Origin of the sequence: Peptostreptococcus porci, from assembly GCF_009695815.1 — a bacterium.
Classification (GTDB): domain Bacteria; phylum Bacillota; class Clostridia; order Peptostreptococcales; family Peptostreptococcaceae; genus Peptostreptococcus; species Peptostreptococcus porci.
In genome coordinates, this window is sequence record NZ_VUNE01000004.1 from 15,090 (window position 1) to 41,041 (window position 25,952).

26 protein-coding genes are annotated in these 25,952 nt (G+C 35.0%); 1 reads left to right on the top strand and 25 read right to left on the bottom strand.

What is annotated here, in order from left to right:
* Positions 1-741: 741 nt before the first annotated feature.
* The 4 genes from lysS to FYJ71_RS07265 form a co-directional block, all read right to left on the bottom strand.
* A complete protein-coding gene (gene lysS / locus FYJ71_RS07250) occupies positions 742-2,262 on the bottom strand; it encodes a lysine--tRNA ligase (protein ID WP_154538140.1) in 1,521 nt (506 codons plus the stop codon).
* A gap of 16 nt (positions 2,263-2,278) precedes the next feature.
* Positions 2,279-2,764: a transcription elongation factor GreA gene (greA, locus tag FYJ71_RS07255; RefSeq protein ID WP_154538142.1), complete on the bottom strand. Its 486-nt coding sequence runs from the start codon at positions 2,762-2,764 to the stop codon at positions 2,279-2,281.
* 44 nt (positions 2,765-2,808) lie between these two features.
* On the bottom strand, positions 2,809-3,774 hold the full coding sequence (dusB, locus tag FYJ71_RS07260; RefSeq protein ID WP_154538144.1) for a tRNA dihydrouridine synthase DusB: 966 nt from the start codon (positions 3,772-3,774) through the stop codon (positions 2,809-2,811).
* Between the two features lie 107 nt (positions 3,775-3,881).
* Positions 3,882-4,649 (bottom strand): type III pantothenate kinase, encoded by a 768-nt coding sequence (locus tag FYJ71_RS07265; RefSeq protein WP_154538145.1) that lies wholly within the window; start codon positions 4,647-4,649, stop codon positions 3,882-3,884.
* Positions 4,650-4,979: 330 nt separating this feature from the next.
* Between FYJ71_RS07265 and FYJ71_RS07270 the strand changes: the two genes are divergently transcribed.
* On the top strand, positions 4,980-5,963 hold the full coding sequence (locus FYJ71_RS07270) for a biotin--[acetyl-CoA-carboxylase] ligase (protein WP_154538147.1): 984 nt from the start codon (positions 4,980-4,982) through the stop codon (positions 5,961-5,963).
* Between the two features lie 92 nt (positions 5,964-6,055).
* On the opposite strand, the gene FYJ71_RS07275 is transcribed toward FYJ71_RS07270, so the two are convergent.
* The 21 genes from FYJ71_RS07275 to murI form a co-directional block, all read right to left on the bottom strand.
* Positions 6,056-6,619: an HD domain-containing protein gene (locus FYJ71_RS07275; protein ID WP_154538149.1), complete on the bottom strand. Its 564-nt coding sequence runs from the start codon at positions 6,617-6,619 to the stop codon at positions 6,056-6,058.
* A gap of 24 nt (positions 6,620-6,643) precedes the next feature.
* Positions 6,644-7,087 (bottom strand): hypothetical protein, encoded by a 444-nt coding sequence (locus FYJ71_RS07280; RefSeq protein WP_154538151.1) that lies wholly within the window; start codon positions 7,085-7,087, stop codon positions 6,644-6,646.
* Entirely contained in the window at positions 7,080-7,631 is a 552-nt protein-coding gene (locus tag FYJ71_RS07285; protein ID WP_154538153.1) for a hypothetical protein, read from the bottom strand. Before FYJ71_RS07285 ends, FYJ71_RS07280 begins: the two co-directional genes overlap by 8 nt.
* A 10-nt stretch (positions 7,632-7,641) precedes the next feature.
* Entirely contained in the window at positions 7,642-8,046 is a 405-nt protein-coding gene (locus FYJ71_RS07290) for a YopX family protein (RefSeq protein ID WP_154538155.1), read from the bottom strand.
* Positions 8,047-8,201: 155 nt separating this feature from the next.
* On the bottom strand, positions 8,202-10,547 hold the full coding sequence (locus FYJ71_RS07295) for a xanthine dehydrogenase family protein molybdopterin-binding subunit (RefSeq protein ID WP_154538157.1): 2,346 nt from the start codon (positions 10,545-10,547) through the stop codon (positions 8,202-8,204).
* A gap of 1 nt (position 10,548) precedes the next feature.
* A complete protein-coding gene (locus FYJ71_RS07300; protein WP_154538159.1) occupies positions 10,549-11,034 on the bottom strand; it encodes a (2Fe-2S)-binding protein in 486 nt (161 codons plus the stop codon).
* A gap of 2 nt (positions 11,035-11,036) precedes the next feature.
* Positions 11,037-11,921: an FAD binding domain-containing protein gene (locus tag FYJ71_RS07305; RefSeq protein WP_154538161.1), complete on the bottom strand. Its 885-nt coding sequence runs from the start codon at positions 11,919-11,921 to the stop codon at positions 11,037-11,039.
* Positions 11,922-12,320: 399 nt separating this feature from the next.
* Positions 12,321-13,427: a sulfate/molybdate ABC transporter ATP-binding protein gene (locus FYJ71_RS07310; RefSeq protein WP_235899101.1), complete on the bottom strand. Its 1,107-nt coding sequence runs from the start codon at positions 13,425-13,427 to the stop codon at positions 12,321-12,323.
* A gap of 40 nt (positions 13,428-13,467) precedes the next feature.
* Positions 13,468-14,151: a molybdate ABC transporter permease subunit gene (modB, locus tag FYJ71_RS07315; protein WP_154538163.1), complete on the bottom strand. Its 684-nt coding sequence runs from the start codon at positions 14,149-14,151 to the stop codon at positions 13,468-13,470.
* Between the two features lie 50 nt (positions 14,152-14,201).
* Positions 14,202-15,071, bottom strand: a complete 870-nt coding sequence (gene modA, locus FYJ71_RS07320) for a molybdate ABC transporter substrate-binding protein (RefSeq protein ID WP_154538165.1) — start codon at positions 15,069-15,071, stop codon at positions 14,202-14,204.
* 39 nt (positions 15,072-15,110) lie between these two features.
* The gene (locus FYJ71_RS07325; RefSeq protein ID WP_154538167.1) at positions 15,111-16,046 is read right to left on the bottom strand and encodes an MOSC domain-containing protein; all 936 of its coding nucleotides are present in this window, start codon (positions 16,044-16,046) and stop codon (positions 15,111-15,113) included.
* Positions 16,047-16,067: 21 nt separating this feature from the next.
* Positions 16,068-17,054 (bottom strand): GTP 3',8-cyclase MoaA, encoded by a 987-nt coding sequence (gene moaA / locus FYJ71_RS07330; protein WP_268878341.1) that lies wholly within the window; start codon positions 17,052-17,054, stop codon positions 16,068-16,070.
* Positions 17,042-17,515 carry a cyclic pyranopterin monophosphate synthase MoaC gene (gene moaC / locus FYJ71_RS07335; protein ID WP_154538169.1) on the bottom strand — a complete coding sequence of 158 codons (474 nt, stop codon included), beginning with the start codon at positions 17,513-17,515 and terminating at the stop codon, positions 17,042-17,044. The genes moaA and moaC overlap by 13 nt, the downstream gene beginning before the upstream one ends.
* Before the next feature lie 54 nt (positions 17,516-17,569).
* Positions 17,570-18,616, bottom strand: a complete 1,047-nt coding sequence (locus FYJ71_RS07340) for a molybdopterin-binding protein (RefSeq protein ID WP_154538170.1) — start codon at positions 18,614-18,616, stop codon at positions 17,570-17,572.
* Positions 18,603-19,631 (bottom strand): XdhC family protein, encoded by a 1,029-nt coding sequence (locus FYJ71_RS07345; protein ID WP_154538172.1) that lies wholly within the window; start codon positions 19,629-19,631, stop codon positions 18,603-18,605. The genes FYJ71_RS07340 and FYJ71_RS07345 overlap by 14 nt, the downstream gene beginning before the upstream one ends.
* A gap of 1 nt (position 19,632) precedes the next feature.
* A complete protein-coding gene (locus FYJ71_RS07350) occupies positions 19,633-20,211 on the bottom strand; it encodes a histidine phosphatase family protein (protein WP_154538174.1) in 579 nt (192 codons plus the stop codon).
* A gap of 7 nt (positions 20,212-20,218) precedes the next feature.
* Complete coding sequence (locus FYJ71_RS07355) at positions 20,219-21,163, bottom strand: NTP transferase domain-containing protein (RefSeq protein ID WP_154538176.1); 945 nt, start codon at positions 21,161-21,163, stop codon at positions 20,219-20,221.
* Positions 21,164-21,358: 195 nt separating this feature from the next.
* The gene (gene ftsH / locus FYJ71_RS07360; RefSeq protein WP_154538178.1) at positions 21,359-23,281 is read right to left on the bottom strand and encodes an ATP-dependent zinc metalloprotease FtsH; all 1,923 of its coding nucleotides are present in this window, start codon (positions 23,279-23,281) and stop codon (positions 21,359-21,361) included.
* Positions 23,282-23,300: 19 nt separating this feature from the next.
* Positions 23,301-24,680 (bottom strand): tRNA lysidine(34) synthetase TilS, encoded by a 1,380-nt coding sequence (gene tilS / locus FYJ71_RS07365; RefSeq protein ID WP_154538180.1) that lies wholly within the window; start codon positions 24,678-24,680, stop codon positions 23,301-23,303.
* A 1-nt stretch (position 24,681) separates the two neighbouring features.
* Entirely contained in the window at positions 24,682-25,095 is a 414-nt protein-coding gene (locus FYJ71_RS07370) for a DUF1934 domain-containing protein (RefSeq protein WP_154538182.1), read from the bottom strand.
* 40 nt (positions 25,096-25,135) lie between these two features.
* Positions 25,136-25,942 (bottom strand): glutamate racemase, encoded by an 807-nt coding sequence (gene murI / locus FYJ71_RS07375; RefSeq protein ID WP_154538184.1) that lies wholly within the window; start codon positions 25,940-25,942, stop codon positions 25,136-25,138.
* Positions 25,943-25,952 lie beyond the last annotated feature (10 nt).

The following is a 25,952-nucleotide window of genomic DNA, read 5'->3' on the forward strand; positions in this document are numbered from 1 at the left end:
TTTATATCAAATAAAGAATTAAATATCGCCAAGATTAGCAAATTCTATTATTGACTTAAATATAACGCATAAATTAATGCATGTCAATTACTGCTCTATTTTTTTATTTCAAAAACTCCATACTTATTTTACACTAACTCTTATTCGAGGTGCATAACTAAAATCTATGTGCGAAGTTTAAGTAATTTATTCAAAAATACTTCTCGATTATTTATAAACAGTTCCATTTTCACCAACAAAAAAAGTAATTCTATTATTAAAACTAAAATCTTCTAGATGTTTTAATGCATCTATATTTCTTAAATACGAATCTTTGGGAATTATATCCCAATCAATATGTACTTTCCGAATATAATTATCGTTCAATTTGTTCTCCTTTTCAATAGCTACATAATTTATTGATATAAACTTAATATGTAATTTACCATATTTTCATCAACCAGTTTCTTATATCTAAAAACTTTATATCCTATCAGTTGCTTCAATGTTTCTTGATAAAAATCTTCGTTATCCATCTAATTTTAATCACCTCAAGAAAATTTTTTTATATTTGAAAAAGTGGCATGAATAAATCCATACCACTTTAACGCTATTTTTTGACCATGAATTCGCTTTTAATTTGCGTAGGTGTAATCACCTCAATGACGAAAACTCAAGTGATTTATCAGACGAACAACCCATTATTCCATACTACTAAATACTCTTTGTGTCAAAAATGTTGTCTTTTTGATTTACGAAGTCCTACAAGTCTTGATTTTCCTCATCTTTTTTGCCTATAGGCTTCATTGTAGGAAATAACAGCACATCTCTAATAGATGGTGAATTAGTAAGTAGCATTATCACTCTGTCGATTCCTATTCCAAGACCACCAGTTGGAGGTAGTCCAACTTCCAATGCATTCAAGAAATCTTCATCCATTTCAAATGCCTCATCATCCCCAAGCTTTCTCTTTCTTTCTTGATCTTCAAATCTACCTCTTTGGTCGATTGGGTCATTTAATTCTGAGAACGCATTGGCCAGCTCCCATTTATTTGCAAAAGCTTCAAATCTATCCGTTCTTCTTGGATCTTCCACATTTCTTTTTGCCAACGGAGACACTTCCACTGGATGATGAGTTATAAAAGTAGGCTGTATCAATTTATCTTCTCCAAATTCTTCAAAGAAAGCATTGATTACCTCTCCACGTCTCATTCCAGGAGTAATTTCAATCCCCTTTTCTCTGGCGATTGCCAAAGCATCTTCATCAGTATCTATTTTTGAAAAATCCACTCCAGTGTGCTCAAGAACACATTCTTCCATAGTCATTCTCTTCCATGGAGGAGTAAAATCAATTTCAGTACCCTGATAATTAACCTTCATACTACCTGTTGCAACCTCTGCCATATGAGATATTACATTTTCTGTAATTTCCATCATATCTTTATAATCGGCATATGCCTGATATAGCTCAATCGCAGTGTACTCTGGATTATGCTTCATGTCCATACCTTCATTTCTGAACATTCTTCCCATTTCATATACCTTGTCGAATCCACCTACTATCAATCTCTTTAGATATAGCTCGTTTGCAATTCTCAAATACATCGGTATATCCAGTGTATTGTGGTGCGTTATGAAAGGTCTTGCGTTTGCACCACCTGCAATAGTATTTAGTATAGGAGTTTCGACTTCTAAGAATCCCAAATTATCCAAATAATTTCTCAGTGCTTTCAAAGCCTTTGTTCTTGTTAAGAACGCTTCCTTTACTTCTGGATTCACTATTAAATCCACATATCTCTGTCTATATCTTAAATCTATATCTTTCAATCCATGATATTTTTCAGGCAATACTTGAAGTGATTTAGACAATAAAACTATCTTCTCTGCGTGAATAGAAACCTCTTCAGTTTTTGTTTTGAACACAAAACCTTCTATTCCAACTATATCACCCATATCATAAGTCTTGAATAGTTTATAGTCGTCAACACCAACGTCATCTCTTTTTACATAAACCTGTATTCTTCCATTCTGATCCTGAAGATGCATAAATGAAGCCTTACCCATTATTCTTTTTGACATAATACGCCCAGCCACACAGACTTGCTTTCCTTCAAGAGCTTCAAAATTATTCTTTATTTCATCTGAATGATGTGTAACATTATATTTACTTATCTTGTATGGATCATTACCTGATTCTTGAAGATTTTTTAGCTTGTCTCTTCTTACCTGTAATACTTCACTCAGATTAATTTCTTCTACATTTTCTGGCTTGTTATTTTCCATTTTTCCCTCCATAATACTATCTCTTTATCTCTAGTACTTTTAACTTTATTATTCCATCAGGAACAGTAACTTCAACTATATCTCCAACACTTCTATTTAACAAAGCTCTTCCAACTGGAGATTCGTTTGAAATTTTAAATTCATATGGATCTGCTTCTGCACTACCAACGATTGTATATTCTATCTCTTCATCAAATTCTTCATCATAAATTTTTACAATTGACCCTATTGTTATTACATCCAAGTCTACGCTGTTTTCATCTATAATAACAGCATTTCTAATCATATTTTCAAGAACTATTATTCTTTCTTCAAGTGTAGCCTGTTCTTTTTTAGCTTCATCGTATTCTGCATTTTCAGAAAGGTCACCAAAAGAAATAGCTTCTTTCAATCTCTCTGCAACTTCTTTTCTTCTAGTCGTTTTTAATACTTCTAATTCTTCTTCTAATTTATCAAAACCCTCTTGAGTAAGAATAAACTCTTTGCTCTTATTTTCCTCCATGTTATACCTCCGTACCTATACTAAAATATCCGATATATTATATGCTAAAATTGACTATTTGTCAATATTTTTAACGTTTTTATCACTTCTTCTGGATCCTCCAGCTTATTTATTTTGTCTCTTATTCTAGCCGAATTTTTCATGCCTTTTAAATACCAGCCAATATGCTTTCTCATTTCTCTAACTGCCACATACTCACCATGCTCCTCTATAGCCAATTTCATATGGTCAATAGCCACTCCAATCTTCTCGTCTGTAGTAGGCGGTGGCAATATTTCTCCTGTTTTTAAATAATGATTTATCCTTTCAAAAATCCAAGGATTGCCTTGAGCACCTCTTCCAATCATAATTGCATCACAGTTAGTATCATTCTTTATCTTAATTGCATCCTCGATACTTGTAACATCACCATTTCCAATAACAGGTATATCCAAATTATCTTTTATCAGCTTTATTATGTCCCAGTCAGCATTCCCCGCATAATATTGCTCACGAGTTCTACCATGAATCGTTATAGCATCCACACCTACCTCCTGAGCTATAAGAGCAATTTCAAGAGCATTTACAGAGTTATCATCCCAACCCTTCCTTATTTTCAGGGTCACCGGCTTGGAGGAGTTTTCAACCACACTGCTCAATACTTTCTTGGCTAATTCAGGGTTTCTCATCAATGCCGAGCCATCTCCATTTTTCACAACTTTTGGAGCAGGACATCCCATATTTATGTCTAGTATCTCATTAGGATAGTCGTTGAGTATTTTTGCTGCCTTTCCCATAAACTCTGGCTCAGAGCCAAATATTTGCACTGCTACAGGATGCTCCTCATCCATTATATTCAGCATTTTTTTTGTGTTAGCATCATCGTAGCATAGAGCTTTTGCATTTATCATCTCAGTATACAACAATCCACAGCCAAATCTCTTACAGATTAATCTGAAGGGCAAATCAGTTACTCCAGCCATCGGTGCCAAAAATACCTCATTTGATACTTCAAAATCTCTAAATTTCATCAATACCTCTTTCTTTTATATTTTTCTACTTTTATATTAGCAATCATCATCAATAAAATTTTATATTTCTACATTAACGATCATCACCCATAAAATCATATAGCAATTTATTTGTTTTTCTCGTGAATCAATCTCAATCCATCTAGTGAAAGATATGGATCAACCACATTTATCACATTCGTCTCAGAAGCTATAAAATTTGCAAGTCCACCAGTAGCAACTACAAATGTATCCTCATTGCCCAATTCATTCTTCATCATCTTGACAATCTTTTCAACCTGACCAGCATAACCATAAATAACGCCAGCCTGAATTGATGATACAGTATCTTTGCATATTATAGTCTCTGGTTTTATTAGTTCAACTCTAGGAAGCTTTGATGCCTTTTGAAACAATGCTTCACTCGATATTTTCACACCAGGAGAAATCGCACCTCCAAGATACTCTCCTTTTTCAGAAATCGCACAATAAGTAGTGGCAGTTCCAAAGTCGATTAATATCAGCGGGCTTCCATATTTAGATATCCCAGCCACTGCATTTATTATCCTATCAGCCCCTACCATTTTGGGATCATAATATTTAATATTAAGACCAGTCTTTATTCCAGGTCCAACTATCAATGGAGTAATATTGAAGTATTTTCTACAAAAATTCTCCAAAGAATGCATCACAGCGGGAACTACTGAAGAAATAATAACATCTGTAACTACACCCAAAGACAGTTCACTCGCATCAAACAAGCTTTTTATTATGACTCCGTATTCATCAGAAGTTTTATTAAGATCGGTATTTATTCTCCAATCTCTAATAAGCTTTTTATCGTGGTATACGCCAAGAACCATATTTGTGTTCCCGACATCTAATACTAATAACATATTTATTTCAATTCCTCTCAAATTATTTCAAAATAACCTATAACAGTACTATTTTATCATCATAACCTAACAATAGCAAGCATCTTGACTTATTTGTTCAGATTTTTGACACGATAATATTTTTACCAAATTTTCATAAATCTTCATTTCAAACACAAATTCTTTAATATGGTATTCTAATAAAGTTATAATTGTCAATCCAATATGATATAATAAAGAAAACGGTATAAAAAATATTTATGATTTTTTTATCAATTAAATAGACTAAAATAAAGTATCTATTAACATTTTTACACTAGACTAATACTTACTAAAGGAGCTGATTACTAAATGAAAAATACCAAAGACTTGATAATGGAAGCACTACTCAAAAATTCGGATAAATATATTTCTGGAGAATCCCTTTCAGATGAAATTGGAGTTTCAAGAGCTTCAGTTTGGAAAGGTATTAACTCTCTAAAAAAAGAAGGCTATGTGATTGAATCAAAATCTGGTTCTGGCTACAAGCTGATAAAATCAGTGGAAGATAGTGGTTTTTCGACTTACGAATTTATTCATTGTCTAAATACGAAATATCTTGCTCAGAACATTCTCTTTTTTCAAACCATAGATTCTACAAACACCTATGCCAACAAAATTGCAGAAAAATCAGAGGAGGGTACTGTTGTACTGGCTAATGAGCAAACAAACGGTAAAGGCAGAACGGGAAAAAAATGGATTTCTGAGGAAAATGTTGGAGTTTATTTCAGCATAATATTAAAGCCAGAAATACCTCTTTCAAAGGCGAGTTTTTTGACACAAATAGCTGGTGCTTCATTATGCCTCGCACTGAACAAAAACAATATTCCAGCAAAGATAAAATGGCCTAATGACATTATTGTAGGCGGAAAGAAAATTTCCGGAATTTTAACTGAAATGAATGCCGAAATAGACAGAATCAACTTTATTGTCGTTGGAATCGGCATTAATCTTTACAAAACGAGCTTTGACGAACTATCTAATGTTGCAACTTCAATTGAAAATGAAGGGTTTGAAATAGAAAGAGAAAAACTATTAAAGGATTTCTTTGAAATATTTGAGAGGTTGTATTCAGAATTCAGGAAAAATTCTATAGTAGAAACAAGAAAAACACTGAGAGATTACTCCGCAGTTTTGGGAAAAGAAATATACTTAATAAATAATGGCGAAAAAGAAAAAGTATTTGCTGAAAACATAGATGAAAATGGAAATCTAATCGTTAGAGATCAGATGGGTATTATAAGGACAGTATTTTCTGGAGAAATATCAATTCGTGGGCTAAATGGTTATATATAAATTTTTATAAATACTATTAAAAAAACTGTCAAATTTCTGTTTCCACAGAATATGGCAGTTTTTTAGTAGTATTATTTTCAAATATAAATTTATCATTTAATTTCATCAGGAATAATATTATACAATTCATCACCTATAAATTCTTCCAATTCTGCTATAAATCTCACAAACTTTTCTATAATGCTGTCCAAAAAATCCTCGCTTTCCTGTCCGTATTTTTTCAAAGCCTTGCTCTTAATGTACTCCATTCGCCTTTGTGGTCCAACAAAATTACTTTGCAAAACCACTCTATCTGCAATACATAATACATCTTCTTCGTCTAAAGAGAATATATCTGTGTTGATTTTGTGTTTCGTATGGTCATTTATTACCTTCGCTACATTCTCCAAGCCAATTGAATACAGGTATTCAGCACCAACCTTCTCGTGATTTTTATGAACTCTAGCTATATCGTGCAAGTATCCAGCAGCTGCTACCAGCTGAGAATTTATTTTCAAACCCTTTTTGTTCAATTCAATCGCTATAGATTTTGCGGCTTCACCCACAGCAAAGCAATGTAATTGCACGTGTTCAGGAGTTTGATACCTATTAAGTATATCCATACATTCATATTTTGTAGGACAGTAATCCTTTGGAAAAATAAAATCCTTGTTCATATCGACTACCTTTTCCAAACCATACTATTTTCTATGAATATAGCTAACCACATCACAGACAATAATCTGATCATCCTCCTCAGGGTTATTAAATCTCACACTCTTCGTTCCAGACAAATGAGAATCCTCAGATAGGAAATTTGAAATTACAGAATAAATCCAATCCATTCTCCAAGGTGTTTTTAGTTCGCCCTCAATCAATTTCCCATTTACATCAAAAACTAATTTTTGATTTTTTAGATCGCATGGTATACTGTCGACGTCTTTAATGATTACATCATATAGCCTATCGATAACTACCTCTTTATCAGTAGGTTCGTCAATTATATAGCTAATATCATTTCCCACTGACTGTGCCAATTTCCTGCTACAACTAGTTTTACATGCTGTTGAGCAATTTGCACACATATCATCTTGACCAACTGGATCCAAACGATGATAGTTTTTTTCTACAATATGCTTACCCATTATAAAACTCTCCTTCGCCTTCTTCTACTTCAGCGCTGAAATAAATGCACTGCCACTTACCATTCAAATACTCTTTTGCACCCTCAAACATTTCGTCAATGGAATTGTATTCATATCTATCTCCACTACAAAACATATTTATCTTATTGACTTCCATATTCCATTTTTCTGTTTGTGAATCATACCAAACCAAAGTATCGTCTGGCTTATTAAAAAACTGAGTGATACCATTAGCAAATTCTTTTTCAAAATCCTCTTTGTTTGGATTAACCAATGGTACAAACACCCTATTTATTTCCAAATCGAAAACCTTACCGTCCTCTATCCTCGACGCAGTAAGTCTTCCATATTTTTCTCCAATTTTTAATTTTTCACCGGCAATTTTCAGCATATGGCTGACAGCATCTATAACCATAATAAATCTGTCGTCCCCCTCAACTGATATTTTGCCTTCTATTTCAAACATATCATCTTCCAAATAGAAATCCACAGATTTCCCATCTGCTTTTTCAAAAAAATTCTTGTCTTTTATATCCAACATCATACGCTTCACATTATACACTAAAATCCAAAAGTTCCGGATTCTGGTATATATTTCCCTTTAACTTAAATGTTTCTGACATATACGGACCACCCATTGCAATAGAGCCGTCATTGCCAATTAGTACAAATCCTGCAATTTCTTCGCTCCACATTATCTGGTAAATCCCATTATCTCCCTCTACAATATCAGCTTCAAATATTTCATTTTGCTCATTATCATACCAACCAGTACTTTGTAGTGGGACTAATTCTACTGGCTCATCAGGATTCTTAAAATCATAAATCAAAACTGTACCAAACGAAAGATAACCATAGATAGTCTTGTCTAGTTCCGAAGCACCTTGTTGCTCAAGTTCGTCTGGCGAATACATTATTTTGTTTTCATCATCCCATGCTTTAAATTTTATTTCACGCATCAAATTACCTCTCATCTAACATATACCGGTGCCACCATTACAGTGACACCGACATAACCATTTATTAATTTCAATTCTAAATGTTTACATACCTCTTACATAAAAGTATTAAAAGATTTAGAAAAATTTATTGTAAATTTCTAAATACCCTCGTATTAGAATACACCCTTTGCTTTTTGCTCTTTAATTGCATTAAGCACCTTTTCAGGAGTCAAAGGCATTTCAGTAAATCTGACACCTATTGCATCGTAAACAGCATTGAATATGGCTGGAATAGTTGGCTGAATTGGTCCTTCACCTGATTCCTTCGCTCCATATGGTGCTGATGGATCATATGCATCTACTATATTCGCATCTATTTCAGGCATATCTAGCGCAGTCGGTATCTTGTAGTCATGTAATGAAGGGTTCAAGAAAGTTCCATCTGGAGCGATCTTCATTTCTTCATACAAGGCTTGTCCCATACCCATTTGTATTGAACCATGAACCTGACCTTCAACACTCTGTGGATTAATAGCAACACCACAGTCTCCTGCTTCTGTAATCTTAACTACGTTTATCTTTCCTGTTTCTAAATCTACATCTACTTCTGCAATCTGAGCACTAAATCCAAATGTTGGAGAGTGTCCGATATTACCACCTTGCTGAATTCCCTTTCTTCTTGGAGGAGTAAACTGACCAGTCTTAGTCAATGGTCCATTTGTTTGAATATATGCTGATACAACATCTCTCCAAGGGACTCTCTTATTAGGCTTGTAAATATTGTAGAATTCTCCACCTTGAACCTCAACTTCATCACCACGAATTCCAAGCATTCCAGCTGCAACTGGTCTAAGCTCTGCATTTATTTTTTCTGCCGCCTGTCTAATAGCCCAACCTGTAGCAAATGTCAAACGACTGGCAAATGTACCCAAGTCGAATGTTGAAATCTTTGTATCTCTTGGAACAACAGTGACGTCTTCTGTCTTAACACCCAATGTTTCGGCTGCCATCTGAGCCATTACCATATCGACACCCTGACCAATATCTGTAGCTCCACAGTATACTGTTACATCATTTTCTTCATCGACTTTTATTGTTGCAACAGTATGTGGTTTATATGATAGGTAAAGTGTATATGAAGTTCCTGAAATGTAATATCCACCAGATAGACCAATACCCTTACCAAAAGGCAATTTACCATGCTTTTCTTTGTATCCTGATTTTTCAACACATTCAGTTAGACATTTTTTGTATTCTGTATGAGGAACATACATCTTACTCATAGCTGTATATCCTGATTCAGCAGCATTTAGCATTCTTATTTCATATGGATCCATACCAAAGTGTGCCGCAGCTTGATCCAACATCTGTTCCATTGCAAATCTTGGCTGAACCCCACCCAAGCCTCTGAAAGCTCCGCAAGTAGGTTTGTTAGTATATATTCTCTTTCCGTCAAATTTTACGTTTGGAATCATATATGGAATGTGTACCATTGATGCAGTATAGAATAGAACAACTATACCCCAACCAGCATATGCTCCACCGTCCATCAAGTTATTGAATTCACAAGCTGTAATTTTACCAGTCTTATCAAATCCTAGCTTCATCTTCATATAACAAGGGTGTCTACCGTTGTTTGTAGCAAATACTTCACTTCTTTCGTAAGTTATCTTTACAGGTCTACCTATCTTTCTAGATAGTAACGCCGAACAGAAATCCGCCTGAGAAGCGACTCCTTTACCACCAAATCCACCACCGATTAGAGGTACTGTAATTCTTATTTTGTTTAGTGGCATTTCAAGAACCTTGGCTAACTGCTGATGAGTGTAATGTGGTACCTGACAAGTAGCATATAGATGAAGTTTTCCAGTTGCAACATCAAAATCAGCTATTGCAGATTGAGGCTCAATAAATCCATGATTTACATATGAAGAATAATAGTCTTGCTCCAAAACATAATCAGCTTCTTCAAATGCTTTATCAGGATCTCCATAAACCTGAACACCTTCATAGCTTATATTGTTTGGACAATCCTCATGAATTCTTAGATCATCTCTCTTCACAGCTTCTCTAGGATCGACAAGAGCTTCTAGCACATCGTACTCAACTTCTATTAATTCCAAAGCCTTCTCAGCAATTTCTTCTGTTATCGCCGCTACAGCTGCTACTGGTTCTCCCCAGTTTCTAACCTTTCCAACTGCCAACGCATGTTCGTTTGCATTGTGAGGTACTATACCATAAGGAATTGGACAGTCTTCTCCAGTTATAACGCCCAATACACCATCCAACTCCAATGCCTTACTATAGTCAATTTTCAATATTTTGGCATGAGCATGCTTACTTCTCAACAGCTTACCATAAGCCATTCTTGGCAAAGTGATATCATCAGTGTAACGAACAGCACCCTTTACTTTATCCGGACCATCTGGTCTACGAATACTTCTACCTACTTCAGTAAACTCTTTTGTATAATCTTTATAATTGTTATATCTGTTAGATACTTCGTACATCTTTCCCATCTTACTTAGCCCCCTTTTCTGCAACTAAATTCGCATAAGACTCAATAGCTTTAATGATATTGATGTACCCAGTACATCTACAAGTATTTCCAGATATAGCAGTCTTTATCTCTTTCTGAGTTGGATTTGGGTTTCTATCAATTAAAGCCTTTGCTGATAAAATCATTCCTGGAGTACAGAATCCACACTGAACTGCACCATGATCCAAGAATGCGTCCTGAATTGGATGCAATGAACCATCTTCGTTTGCTATACCTTCAATTGTAACTATTTTTTTATCAACACAAGCGATTGCAAGCTTCAAACAAGCTAATTCTGGATGCCCATCGATCAATACTGTACAGGCTCCACAGTCCCCCTGACCACAACCTTTCTTTGTACCTGTTAAACCAACAGTCTTTCTAATAACATCCAACAAAAGATCCTTTGGTGTAACAATGACATCATAGTTTTGATTATTAATATTTAATGTGATTACTTGTTTCATTTTTACACCTCCATTGCCAAATCATATGCTTCTTTAGTCAATCTTCTGGCTAATGCTCCGACAACATCTTTTCTGTATTCAGCAGATGCTCTGATGTCAGAAATCGGCTTTGCTTCACCCATTGCTGCTTCGCCAACGCTTTTAATCAACTCGTCATTCAATTCTTTACCCACAAGCAATGCAGGCACAGCTTCAGAAACTATAGGCTTTGGAGATACCGAACCCATTACGAGCTTAACACTCTTAATAGTCTTTTTGTCTGCTTCTAGTTCAATATTTACTGCCATATTTACAGCATCAATTTCCATTGCATTTCTCAAACCTATGTATCCATAAGTCGCTGCCGAATTTATAGCTGGAGCAGGAATTATGAACTTTGTAAGCATTTCGTCTTTTTCTAACACATTTTTACGGTTACCAAGAATAAAGTCTTCTGCCTTTACGACTCTTTCTCCTCTCACACTTTCAATAACTACACTTGCATTCAATGCAGCCAAAGGTGTTGGTGTTTCACCAGCAGGAGAAGAATGTGAAATATTTCCTCCCAATGTAGCCATCGATCTTACCTGATAAGAGCCCAGTTCACCTGCAGCATGAACCAATGCATTATATCCCTTTGCTGTTAACTCTTTAGAATTTTCGATTTCTGCAATCTTTGTACAGGCACCAATCTCCACGCCATTTTCTGTGAACTTAATGCCTGATAATTCTTTAACATCAGCAATATTGATAAGGTTTTCCGTTTCGATCATCTTCTCTTTTAACATGATAATTAAATCAGTGCCTCCAGCAAGGATCTTTGATTTTTCACCAATTTCAGCCAACAACGCTAAAACCTCTGCCTTAGTTTTAGGTGCATGGTACTGAAAATTACTTAAAATACTCATTCTTAAGCCTCCTTTAAAACTTTACGCCTTAGATTTTTTTGAATGAATTATTTCTTCATTAAAATGAATTTGTGCTAATAATTCACTATCATTATATAATATTACAGAAAATATTACAATTGAGTTTTTCTAAAAAATTTTTTGTAAGTAAAAATACTATTTTTACAAATATATATTTCAAACAAATGGAAAATCATAAAAAATAATAATATAAATAAATAAAAATGCTTGTTTTTTTAAGAAAAACTTTACAAGGACATATAAAATCTTTTTAAATTTTTACTTAATATTTTGAAATTACCGGTATAAAAATAATAAAATCACGATTTTTTTTGACAAAAAATAAAACAGACAGTTACAAAATTAACTGTATTTCTGTCTGTTTTTTTAATATGAAGCTCATTCTTCTAAAGGTATTACTTTTTCCTTGTCTATTGATATTTTTAACGAAGATCCCTCAACTATATCAATCTTTTCTTTCGATTTACTTAGTCTTGCTATGAATATATTTTTTGTAGCTTCAGATGTTTCAACAATATCTGGATCTTTTTTTATCGATAATAGTACTTTTATATCCTCTATACCCTCGTAAACTTTCTCAATATTCATATCAAAGCTATTTTCTGATACTTCATCGGGTTTCATTATTTTAATATCAATATCCTTTATCCCTACATAATTAATATTTCTTGAGTAAGCTAACTCTTTTTTATCCAACTTAATATCTAAATTTATTTCTGGTATATTTAACATCAAATCATCTTTAATTTTTGCAGATAATACATTGTTGATACCAACCATTTTTGCACCTTGGATTGTTTTTGGAAAATCAAATACATTTTTTGTTTTACCATATTCCACAATTCCGCCATTATCAATAATTATCAGCTCATCGCTAAATCTGTATATTTCATCTCTACTATGAGATACCATAATAATTATTCCATCATAATCTGCAACCATATCCTCTAGCTCCATTTGTAGCTTGTCTTTCAAGTCACTATCCATAGCCGAAAATGGTTCATCCAGTAATATCAGTTTGGGCTCATAAGCCATAATTCTAGCCAATGCAACACGCTGTTGTTGCCCCCCTGAAAGATCTCTCGGCATTTTGTTTGCAATATTATCTATACAGAATCTTTTCATAAGCTCAGATGCCTTTTTTTCCCTATATTCTTTGTTGCCCTCAATAATTATCTCTATATTCTCTCTGACACTCATAGTTGGAAATAATGCATAATTTTGGAACATATGTGCCACATTTCTCTTCTGTGGCTTTATATTTATTTTTTTCGACGAGTCGAATAGGATCTCATCATTCAGTTTAATAACTCCCTCATCTGGAGCTATTATTCCAGATATATATTTCAACAACATACTTTTACCTGAACCTGATGCACCAAGAATACCAATCCTCTTCGATGTGGTTTTTAACGAAATATCCATTTCAAAAATATTCAGTTTTGATTTTATTTCAACTGATAGGCTCATTTTTTCCAATTCCATTCAAATTTTTTAAAATATTATCTCTTAAAATATCTACAGACTATTTTTTACTCAAAGTCACATTCACCGAATATATTATCACAAAAGATATCATCAAAACTATTACAACCCAGATGCCCGCCTTCAAATAATCGCCATCATTAATTACCATTGCAATAGTTTGGGATATTGTACCCGTCTTCCCTGGTATATTTCCAGCAATCATTGAGGTAGCTCCATATTCTCCCATAGCTCTGGCAAAACACAAAATTGATCCTGCGATTAGCCCCGGTCTTGCCACTGGCAAAAGTATCCTGTAAAATATTTTTCTCTCACTCATGCCAAGAGTTCTAGCTGCATAAATCAAGTTTTCATCAACCTGTTCAAATGCTGCTCTTGCATTTTGATACATTAGCGGTAATGCAATCACGGTTGCTGCCAGAATACATCCCAGCCATGTTTGTAATACCGAAATATTAAAGTTATCCAATAAAAAACTTCCCAAAAATCTCCTCTTGCTAAATACAATAAGCAAAATAAAGCCTGCTACAGTTGGTGGCAAAACTATCGGCAAAGACATTATTCCATCCAAGAAAGCTTTCTTTTTCTTATTACACGTCATCGCCTTTTTTGCTAACAGTACACCTATAAAAAATGAGATTATAGTGGCAACAATGGCAGTTTTTATTGATATTATTAAAGGACTCCAGTCCAGATTTTTAATTATTTCAAGTGATTCATTCAATATATTCCCACTCCTCAATTTAAAGTGACATTCCAATGCAAAACGATATGTTAATCCACCTTAAATCCATATTTTTCGTATACTTTTTTCGCCTTATCATCTGACAACGCTTTATATAATTTGTCGATAATCTCAGCCTTATCCTTAGTATCTTTCTTTGATTTTACCTTTGCAATTGGATATGTTATTTTTCCAGTTTTTTCTACATCTATTGTACTTACTATTTTAACATTTTCATTTCTCTTTACATCACTGACGTAAACAAATCCAATTTCAGTTGATTTTTCTGCAACAGAACTCAAAGCCACGCTGACATTCTCTTTTTCACTAATCGTAATTCCACCCAATGCCTCAGATACAGTCTTTCCTGTAATTGCCTTTACTGCTTTATTGTCTTGATTTTCGACCTTCAATATACCATCTGCAATCAGTGCTTTTCTAGCATAAAAGCCCGCTGGAACACTTCCATATGGTAAAGCAATGCTCTTTGCATCCTTAACACTATCCAACTCTTTTACTGCGCTGTCGTAATCCTTGTAAGCTATGATAGCCAATTGGTTTTGTAAAAGATCCATAGTACTGTTGTCGACTAGCATTCCCTTTTCATTTAATTCTTTAATTTCCTTAGTTGATGCACTTAAAAAGATGTCGCAGTCAAAACCTTCCATAATTTGGGATTTTAGCTTTCCAGAGCTATCTGCATTTACAACAACTTTTACATCGGCATTTTGTGCTTCAAAATCCTTTACCAGCTCACCAACCGCATCAGAAAGACTTGCCGCAATAAAAAGGTTTACTTCTTTTTTGGCTTCCGTTGCCTTTTCATCTGTAGTATCCTTCTTTGTACAGGCTGTAAGCGTTGTCCCTGCAATCAATGCCAATAACAGACATAATACTTTAAATTTGTGACCTAATTTCATACGTCTTTTCCTCCCCTGAATTAATACAGTTAAAAATATTTATTTTCTAGCGCACTCCGAAGATGTGCCCTTTAAAATCTTCAATCCGTGTTCCAAATTTGGCAATAGAAATTCCAATGACTCTTTTACAGCCTTTGGACTGCCTGGCAAGTTTATTATCAGAGTCCTATTTCTAAGACCACTCACAGCCCTGCTAAACATAGCCCTTTTCGTGTAGTTCATTGAATAGGCTCGAATTGCTTCAGAAATACCATTCGCCATTCTATCACATACGGCATTTGTCGCCTCCGGAGTTACATCTCGCATGGCAAAGCCAGTCCCTCCAGTCGTAATTATCAGGTTTACCTGCCTCTGATCTGCAAGTCTCTTTAGTTGCTGTTCGATTATTTTCTGTTCATCTGGTATTATTATCTCTTCCTTAACAACAAATCCATTTTCTATTAATCCATCTGTAATTATAGGACCGCTCTCATCCTTTCGTTGACCAACTGATCCCTTATCGCTAACAGTTATCACTGCTGCTGTCAGTGATGCATCTGGATTAACTTCAATAAGCTCTACTTCATCCCCTACTTTTATTTCTCCCCCTACTATGACCTCCGTAAAAACACCCTCTCTTGGCATTATGCAATCTCCAACAGCATGAAATATCGCACAATGAGAATGGCACTCCTTACCTATTTGACTCAGCTCTAATACAACCTCACCTATTTTAAATCTTGTACCAACTGGCATACTTCTAAAATCATATTCATCTATTATTAGATTTTCTCCAAACGCACCAAAATCAACATCGGCACCCTTTTCTCTAAACTCCTTTATTTTTTCATAGGAGAGAATGCTCACCTGCCTATGCCATTTTCCAGCATGAGCATCATTTTCTATCCCAAAATTTTCAATCAACTTCACACTAGGCACTTCATTTTTTTGAGTACCTTTCTTTTCACTTATACAGATTCCAATTATTTTTGCCATCTTGCAATTCCTTCCCTATATCTAACCGCCAATTTGCGTCATCTTCTTCGTTTCTGTAATATTTTTTATATCCTCAAAGCAGTGCTTTTCAGGCTTTTCAAGGATACTTTTTGAAAGTGCTTCATAGACACCCTCTGCATCCTCCATTTTTAATAAACCCTTTAATTTTATTGATTTATCAAAGCACAAGCATGACTTTATATCACCTGTCGAGGTCAATCGAATTCTATTACATGAATCACAGAATTTTCCATGAATGGCACTTATAAACCCGACACATCCTAAAAAACCACCAATCTTATAGTATTGAGCAGGTCCATTTCCATGCTTTGATTTGTCAGATATCACATTCGAAAAAGAGTCAAATAATATTTTGATCAAATCCTCATTTGACACCAGCATCGATTCTGCGCCCAAACCAATCGGCATCATCTCGATAAATCTTACATCAATGGGATATTTTTGAGCCAGTGCAATCAAGCTCAAAAAATCATTCGCAAAGTCCCTATCATGTAAAACGGCGTTTATCTTTACTTTTGCTCCTTTTTCTATCGATTTTTCTATTGCTTCAAGCACTCTGTCAAGCTCGTCGAATCCAGTAATTTCTCTATACTTATTTCTATCGAGGCTATCAAGACTTATATTTATCGACTTTATACCCGTTTTCATAAGGTCGTCGAGCTGATCTACAAGAAGTATGCCATTTGTAGTAAGTGTAACCTCTTTTACACCGTCCAACGCATATATTTTTTTTATCAGCTCATGACAATTTCTTCTGACTAACGGTTCTCCACCCGTAATTTTAAAGTTGACTATACCTAGCTTTATTGCTTCTCTGCACACCATAACAATTTCATCAAACGACAAAATATCATCATGAGAGCACAGTTTTATTCCATCTGGCATACAGTATCTGCAACGCAAATTACATCTGTCAGTAATAGAAATCCTCATATAGTCAATATTTCTGTTATATGAATCAATCAAGATAATCTCTACCTTTCCCAAACTCCACTCTTACCGCCGGTCTTCTTCATCAGCTTAATTTCCAATATTTCCATACCTTTATCTACAGCCTTGCACATATCGTAAATCGTCAAAAGACATATATTTACACCTGTCAACGCCTCCATCTCTACTCCAGTTTTTCCAACTGTCTTAACCACACAAGAAGCCATAATCTTGTTCTCATTGTCATCAAGGTCAAAATCAATCTCCACTTTGCTCAGATTTAAAATATGGCAAAGAGGTATTAGTTCAGCAGTTTTCTTCGCCCCCATAATACCAGCTACTCTTGCTATACCTAACACATCGCCCTTTTTCATTCCACCAGCCTTGACTTTATCAAAACATTCTTTTGACATCTTGATACTACCTACTGCAACTGCCTCCCTTATAGTTTCATCCTTATGGCTGACATCTACCATAACGGCATTGCCGTTTTTATCAAAATGTGTAAAATTGCTCATATCGTCTCCTATCAAATGTTAAATTATATTTTATCTTTAGAACTAATTATATTACTATCTTCCAAAGCTACATTTAGGGAATACACAAACATCACACTCCAGGCATAATCCCCCTTCGCCAAGCTCTGCCATATCCTCTGCTGTTATCACATCGTCAGCCATAACTCTTGGAAGAACCAAGTCAAATATCGTTCTCTTCGCATACATAACACATCCTGGCAAACCTAGTATTGGAATAGTTCTATCCTCGTCTTTTTTACTATAATACGCTAGCAAAAACATCGCTCCTGGTAACACTGGTGCACCATAAGAAATAATATTTGCACCTGTATTCTTGATTGCCAAAGGCGTTTTATCATCTGGATCTACACTCATTCCACCAGTACAGACCACCATATCTGCACCTTTTTCAATCAGCTCTAGTATTGCATTTGTGACTTTTTTGTCATTATCCTCTAGAACGATATTTTCAAACAACTCTCCACCAAATTCCGCTATCTTATCAATGATAACCGGAGTAAATGTATCCTTTATTCGCCCATAGAAAACCTCGTTACCTGTAGTGACAATTCCTACCTTTTTCCCCTTAAATTCCTTGATTTCAAATATCGGTTTTCCAGAAGTAATACTCAATGCTTGCTCCTTTACATTTTCCATCTTATCCTTCTCAATCACCAATGGAATTATTCTAGTACCTGCAAGTTTATCGCCCTTGTTCACAGAAAAATTACCATGAATACTTGCGATCATCATCTGACCAAAGCTATTTACAGCCTTTAATGCCTCTCTATTTATTTTTAGCAACCCATGACAATCGGCAAAAAGATTTATTTTACCTTCTTTTGGTTCAGATCTTTTCATATTATCATTTAGACAGAGAGAACATAAAACCTCCGCAGCTTCATTTTCATGAAGCATATTTTCGTCATTTTCCCAAATGTATATGTGGTCTTTTCCAACACTCAGCAATACTGGTATATCCTCTTTTGTAACAACATGACCCTTTCTAAAAACTGTGTCCTTTGTTACTCCCTTTATTATCTGCGTTATATCATGGCAAAGGACAGCCCCCTCTGCATCAACTGTTTTAATTATTTTCATGTCTATCTTTCGCCCTTTCATTTATCAATTGTCCAGCAATACTAATCGCTATTTCTGCAGGTGTTTCACACGCAATGGATATACCTATAGGTGCCGTTATTCTAGCCAGATCCTCGTCACCATACCCATCATTTCTTAGCCTTTCCATCACACTCGCAGTTTTTTTCCTACTTCCAATTACTCCAATATATCTGGCAGGAGATTTTAAAACTTGACGTTGAACGATATAATCGTCCTTGTGTCCTCTAGTCATAATACAAATATAGTCATTTTTCGTAATCTCATCACAAAGATCAGTCAAGTTTTCCATATTCACTATTCTTGTAGACAAAACGCCATCGAATAATTCCTTTTTGGCGAAATCTTCTCTATCCTCCACCACAATACAATTAAATCCTATCCTATGTAATGTCGGCACCAATTGTTGAGCCACATGGCCACCGCCAAAAATATATACCTTTGAATTTCTATTTATTTGTTCGACATAATATATCCTTTCGCCTATAGTGTACTTTCTCGATTTTCCATCCAAGCTATTGATTATTTCTTTTGGTATATCTATTCCAACACAATGGTTACTTCCACATACGACTCCCATTGAAGCTTGAACACCATCTGTAATATCCAATATCAACCATATGTCTTCATTTCTTTCAAAAGAATCTAAAATGTCACGAACCAATTTTTTCGTATTTTCATCCTCGCTTGATATATATTGAAAAAAGCATGCCACATCTCCACCACAAATCATTCCTAAATCCTGAACCTCGTTTTGTCTCAGAATATATTTTTCATTAAACGATCTTTTTGTACTTAGAACTTCCTGCGCCTTTTGTTGACAGAGATACTCAACTGCACCACCGCCAATAGTTCCATAAAGCCTTCCTTTTTCTCCTACAATCATTCTAGCACCAGCACCTCTAGGTGTGGAGCCAGAACTGGCAGTAATGCTCACCATAGTAACATCTCTACCACTATTTAATTCTTCATCCAATAACTTAAAAAACGTTTTCATATTATTTCAACTCAGACTCCTTTTCAGGTAAAATTCCAATTTCCAGACACTTAAACTCGAAATTTTCATACTCAAAACAGCTGTAAGATGCGTATGGCTGCCTTATAGCTCTAGAGGTCTTAATATCTGCACCTATCACCTTTGCAATAAATGCACAATTAACACCAGCATGAGCAACACAAATAACATCTCCAGCTGTACTATTCATTATCTCTATAATAGCATTTTCCATGCGTTCCAAAGCATCTACACGCTTTTCGCCATTCAAAGGTTCATCTCCAAGTTCTTTGACGATATCTTTAAGAGGTATACCCTCCCATTCGCCCATGTCAATTTCCATAAGCCCTGCATCAATATTTACTTCTAGCTTACCATCAGAAATTATTTCAGCAGTACTTACACACCTACTTAGCGGACTTGAAAAAATACTATTTATTTGCTTTTTCGAAAAAAAGTCTCTCAATTTTTTGCTTTCATCTATTCCCTTGTTGCCGATATCTATATCGGTTTTTCCGATACATAACTTGATATCGTCCTTGAAATCAGGTGTCGCATGTCTAACAAGATATAATTTTCTCATAAACTCACTACCCTCTCAATCCCATGGCAAAATATTTTTTATACTTTTTTTCTAGATCTTTATACATTTCACTCATTAGCTTAGAATAGCTATCAACCAATCTCAAGCCCTCTTTGGTAAGCGAAGACCCACCGCCACCTGCTCCTCCGGTCCATTTTTCAACGACCGGAAAACCAAGCTCTCTCTCAATATCCTTGATAATCTTGCTTCCCTTTGAATATGAAATGCCCACGCTAACACACGCTTGCTGTATAGATTTTTGAGAGTCTATATCTCTCAGTAATCTATATGCAGTTTCATCAAAAAAAACTTCTCTAGCCTTCAGTTTGACCTCTATTTGAGGTCCTATGGGATATCCCTTTCCTCTTTGGTAATTCCACTCAATAAGCTCAGAATATTCCTCTGGCGTATCTATGTCGAAATATACAGCCTCATCATCAACATCTACATTGGTAATGGGAGAGCCATATGATTCCATTGCTCCTCTAAGCCCATCCTCTCCGCAGTAATTGCCAAGAGATTTTGCAAATTCATTACTCACTATTATAGGATGTCCTGGTTGTCCATTGTATGTCGTTCTCACTAATTCAGCATCAATACTCAAAACCTTTTCCAATGTTTCTTCTAAAATGGCAGGTAAGTCCATAGGCATTATTAAAATCCGATCGCACAAATTCATTATATCCTCAACGCCAAGGACAACAGAATCAAACATCTGTGTTTCTGAGTATTTTTTATTTTCGACATACCTGATATCATCGAAAAAAATACTTTTTTTCAATTCATCTGACTTATGTCCGACAACAACAGTAATAGGATAAATATCCAGTTTTTTTAATTTACCAATCGTACAATTCGCTACTGTAGAATCCCCAAATGGCAGAGAAGGTTTAAAAGCCTTCATTCTGGAAGATAGTCCAGCAGCTACTATAACAGCTCCAGTTTTTTTCATATACGCCACCTTCAAACTATTTTTATCGTTCGTTTTTTTATTAGCTAACGCTCTTTAATTATATCACGCATAAATTATTATGTAAATATAATAAAAAAAATTAACCACCAAATACAAATTTGTTTTTGGTGGTTAAACACTACAATAGTTAGTAATAAGCATTCAAGCCTTATTAACAACTATTTAATATTTTATTTATTCTCCATCAGTTTCATTTTGATCGATATTCGAAATCTCATCATCAATTTTTTCGTTATCAATTTTTTCCTCATCAATCTCCACATCAATTTTTGCCTCTTGATTTAATGGAAGTCTCATCTCAAAGGCTTCGACAAACTGACTTTCATTTAGTGTTTCAAATTCAAGCAACGCTTTTGCAATATAATCCAATCGCTCCTGATTTTCCCTCAGCATAATCTTAGTTTTTTCATATGCATCAGACACTATCGCTCTAACTTCAACATCTATCTCAGCAGCAACCTCCTCAGAATACTCTTTCGCATGACCAAAGCTATTTCCTATAAATACTTCATCCTGTGAAGCGAAGTTTATTGGACCAAGCTTTTCGCTCATACCATATTTGGCAACCATATCTCTTGCCAGTTGAGTAACTCTTTGAAGGTCGTTCGATGCTCCAGTAGAAATATCATCCAAATTCAACTCTTCAGATACTCTTCCGGCAAGAAGCACAATCAACTCCTGCATCATTTCGCCCTTAGTTGCATAATATTTATCTTCCGTTGGTAGCTGCAATGTAAATCCACCAGCCATGCCTCTTGGAATAATAGTAACCTGATGAACTGGATCCATCAAATCCAACAGATGAGCACATACTGCGTGTCCACCCTCGTGATAAGCTGTCAAAATTCTTTCCTTTTCACTGATAACTCTTGATTTTTTAGCAACACCGACAATTACCTTAGTAATTGCTTCCTCAATATATTCCATAGATATTTTATCCTTGCCATTTCTAGCAGTTAATATGGCAGCTTCATTCATAATATTTTCTATATCAGCTGGAGTAAATCCAGGTGTACTCTTTGCTAAAACATTCAAATCAATATCATCAGCCAGAGGTTTATTTTTTGAGTGAACCTTGAAAATTTCTTCTCTACCCTTTACATCTGGTCTTCCAACGACAACTTGTCTATCAAAACGTCCAGGTCTTAAAAGTGCTGGGTCGAGAATATCCGGTCTGTTAGTAGCAGCCATTATAATAATACCTTGATTTACACCAAATCCATCCATTTCAACAAGAAGCTGATTTAATGTCTGCTCTCTTTCGTCATGTCCTCCACCAAGGCCAGCACCTCTTTTTCTACCGACGGCATCTATTTCATCGATAAAAATAATTGCTGGCGATTCTTTTTTTGCCTGCTCGAATAAATCTCTTACTCTTGAAGCACCCACACCGACAAACATCTCGACAAAATCTGAACCACTGATAGTAAAAAATGGTACTCCAGCTTCGCCGGCAACAGCTCTTGATAAATATGTCTTACCTGTTCCTGGAGGTCCTACCATCAAAATCCCCTTTGGAATTCTAGCTCCCAAATCTATATATTTCTTAGGATTTTTCAAGAAATCAACAATTTCCTGTAGCTCTTCTTTTTCCTCTTTTAGCCCTGCAACATCTTTAAATAATACTTTATCTTTACCTGATTTATGTTGCTTTGCTTTCGATTTGGCGAAGTTCATAACCTTTCCTCCACCACCCTGCGATTGGTTCATAATCACGAAGAAAGCAATAACCATAAATGCCAAAAGCAATAATGTCGGCAATAGCTCTATCAACCAAGGAGTCTTAGGAGTCGGTTCAGCAGTCAATTTCACCTTATCTTTTTCAATGCTAGTCAAAAAATCCTGTGCCAATTTGTCACTCTTAATTTCACTAGGAATATAAGACTTAAACTTAGTTCCATCCTTCAACGTTCCAGAAATACTCGTATCATCGACAATTTTTATGTCCTTAATATTTCCATCTTTCAATGTTTGATACAAAGTTGAAAACTCCATATCAGTGTATTTTTCTTTTTGATTTCCAGTGTACCGAACGATTCCTACGATTAATAGCAACATTATCAAATAAATTCCGGCACCTCTCAGTGTCTTATGCAATATACCTACCTCCTTATTATTATTCAAGCGTGAACATCAAAACCTTCTCAGTTTTTTCTTCGATCTTGTAATCTATGCTCATCCTATAGTCACAAACTGCAACCACACTATCTCCATCAACCAAAATTGGTACTTTATCTCTATTTTCTCTCGGGATTTTTAGACCTATGAAAAGCTCTTTTATCTTTTTAGTTCCTCCCGATAATCTTATTTTATCACCTTGTCTTCTATTTCTCAATCTGATACTACTTTTTATTTTACCCAAATCTAAAAATTGTAAGCCTTTTTTTAATTCATCGCTGTTAAAATTTTCTAGCGACACAATTTCTGACTTAAATGTCTTTCCTAATTCAGATATAAAAACATCCTTTCCAGGCTCAATCGTGTACTCATACTCAATATTGCTATCCTCTAATATAGATTTGCTCAACAGAATATAGCCTTGCTTTCTATAGACGAAAATACCTCTTGGAAGATTGATTTTTTTATTCAATTTGTCATCTTTTGACATTTCCAACACTTCGTCGATATGCTTTTTCTCTATTCCATTTACATCTCCAACCAAATCCCTTATGCCTCTAATTACAAGTCTAGATTTGATAGCATTATGTAATGTATTAAACTTTTCTACAAATAAATACACTCCATCCTCATAAGCTCTTGCCAGCTCCGAGTATTCTTTGTCTACTTCATTCAAAATGTAGTCACTATCGCTCCTTAGGTTTTGAACCATTCTAATTGCACTATCTATAAAATTCTCGTTGAACTCTTTTTGAATATAGGGTATCAATTCCAGTCTAATCTTGTTTCTAGAATATATTGATTCAAGGTTTGTCTTATCAATCCTTGGATATAGTTCATGCTCAACACAATACTTTTCAATATCTTTTCTGTTCAAATCCAAAATAGGTCTAATGATACCATCATTTCTTTTGTACTCAATTCCTCTCAAGCCCTGAAGACCTGTTCCTCTCATTATTCTCATCAAGACAGTCTCAACCTGATCATTTTTATTGTGACCAATTGCAACCTTATTAGCACCGACCTTTGCTTTTATTTCGTTGAACATTTTGTACCTTTGCATCCTTGCACCATCTTCTAGTCCAACTTTATTATCCTCGCAATATTTTGGAACGTCAATCGACTTTATAAAGCATGGTATATTTAAGCTATCACAAAGCTTCATAACATACAAGGAATCCAGATGAGCCTCGAGACCTCTAATTTGATGATTTAAGTGAGCAACGAATAGGCTTATATCCATTTGGTTTGATAGCCTATGCAAAATATGTAGCAGACAGACGGAATCTGGACCACCTGAAACTGCCACTACTATTTTATCACCTGTTTCTATCAAGTTTTTTTCAGCAATAGTTTTTAAAACAGAATCAAATACCATATTACGCCTCCGCAATAGCCTTTATTTCTATTCTATTATTAGCTTTCATCAATCCCTTTATTTCTATTTTATAATCTAAATTTAGCTTTACTTCATTTTCTAGAATTTTTTTCCTTATCTTGTATGTGTAAATAGACATATCAAAATTGCCATAAGGTGTTCTATAAATAGAATTATGAATTTCATTTTCCACAAACTTCATTTTTGAGCTAGAATCACCTGAGTTAATAATGACAACCTCCTCGTCACCTATCTTTATGACTCTATGACATTTTTTCATACTGCCATTTTCTTCAAAATCTAGAAATACACCAGTGCTTTTAAGAGTTTTTTTTCCACTGTAAAAGCTCTCAATGGTTTGTATATCACCATCTTCTAAAACTTGAGAAGTCTTTATTGTAATCTTAACATCCATATCACACCCAAATTCTATTCGAATCCCTTTCAAATCCTAATCAATACCTATGAATCTCAACTTTTTCCAAGTCTGTTATCTTTCTCTTCAAAAACTCTCCTGCAACTTTTGAAAACTGCTCGTTGATATCAGAAACAAAATACTTGCAATTACCCTTTTTTTCTGAAGTGTTTAACAAATTATTGTCCTCTAATTTTTTCTTTATATCTAGAGCCGTTTCTTTCGCAGGATTTATTAACTTTATATCAGAACCAACTGCCTCACCGATAGTTCTTTTGAGTATCGGATAATGCGTGCACCCCAAAACCAGCGAGTCAACGCCTCTTTCAATCAACGAATCCAAGTACATATGTGCAGCAGTCGATGAAATTTCCTTGTTTGCCCATCCTTCTTCAACCAAAGGTACAAATAGTGGGCAGGCTTTACCAATCACCTGTATTTTTTTGTCTATACTCTTTATTGCTTTATTGTATGCCTTTGAATTTATTGTACCAGCAGTACCAATAATTCCAACCTTTTTATTTTTAGTAGTTTTGGCAGCAGCTCTCGCCCCTGCTTCTATCACTCCAATAATTGGAATGTCATAGCTTTCATTTGCCTCTACCAAGGCTCTGGCTGTGGCTGTGTTGCAAGCAATGACTATCGCCTTAACATTCTTTGACTTCAAGAAATTGATAGCCTGAAAAGTATATTTTATTATTGTTTCCTTCGACCTCGGTCCATAAGGCACTCTGGCTGTATCACCAAAATATATTGTATCTTCATTGGGAAGGTATCTGTTTATCTCTTTTAGAACAGTCAAACCACCCAAGCCGGAGTCAAAAACTCCTATCGGTCTTCTATCCATATATTTTCCC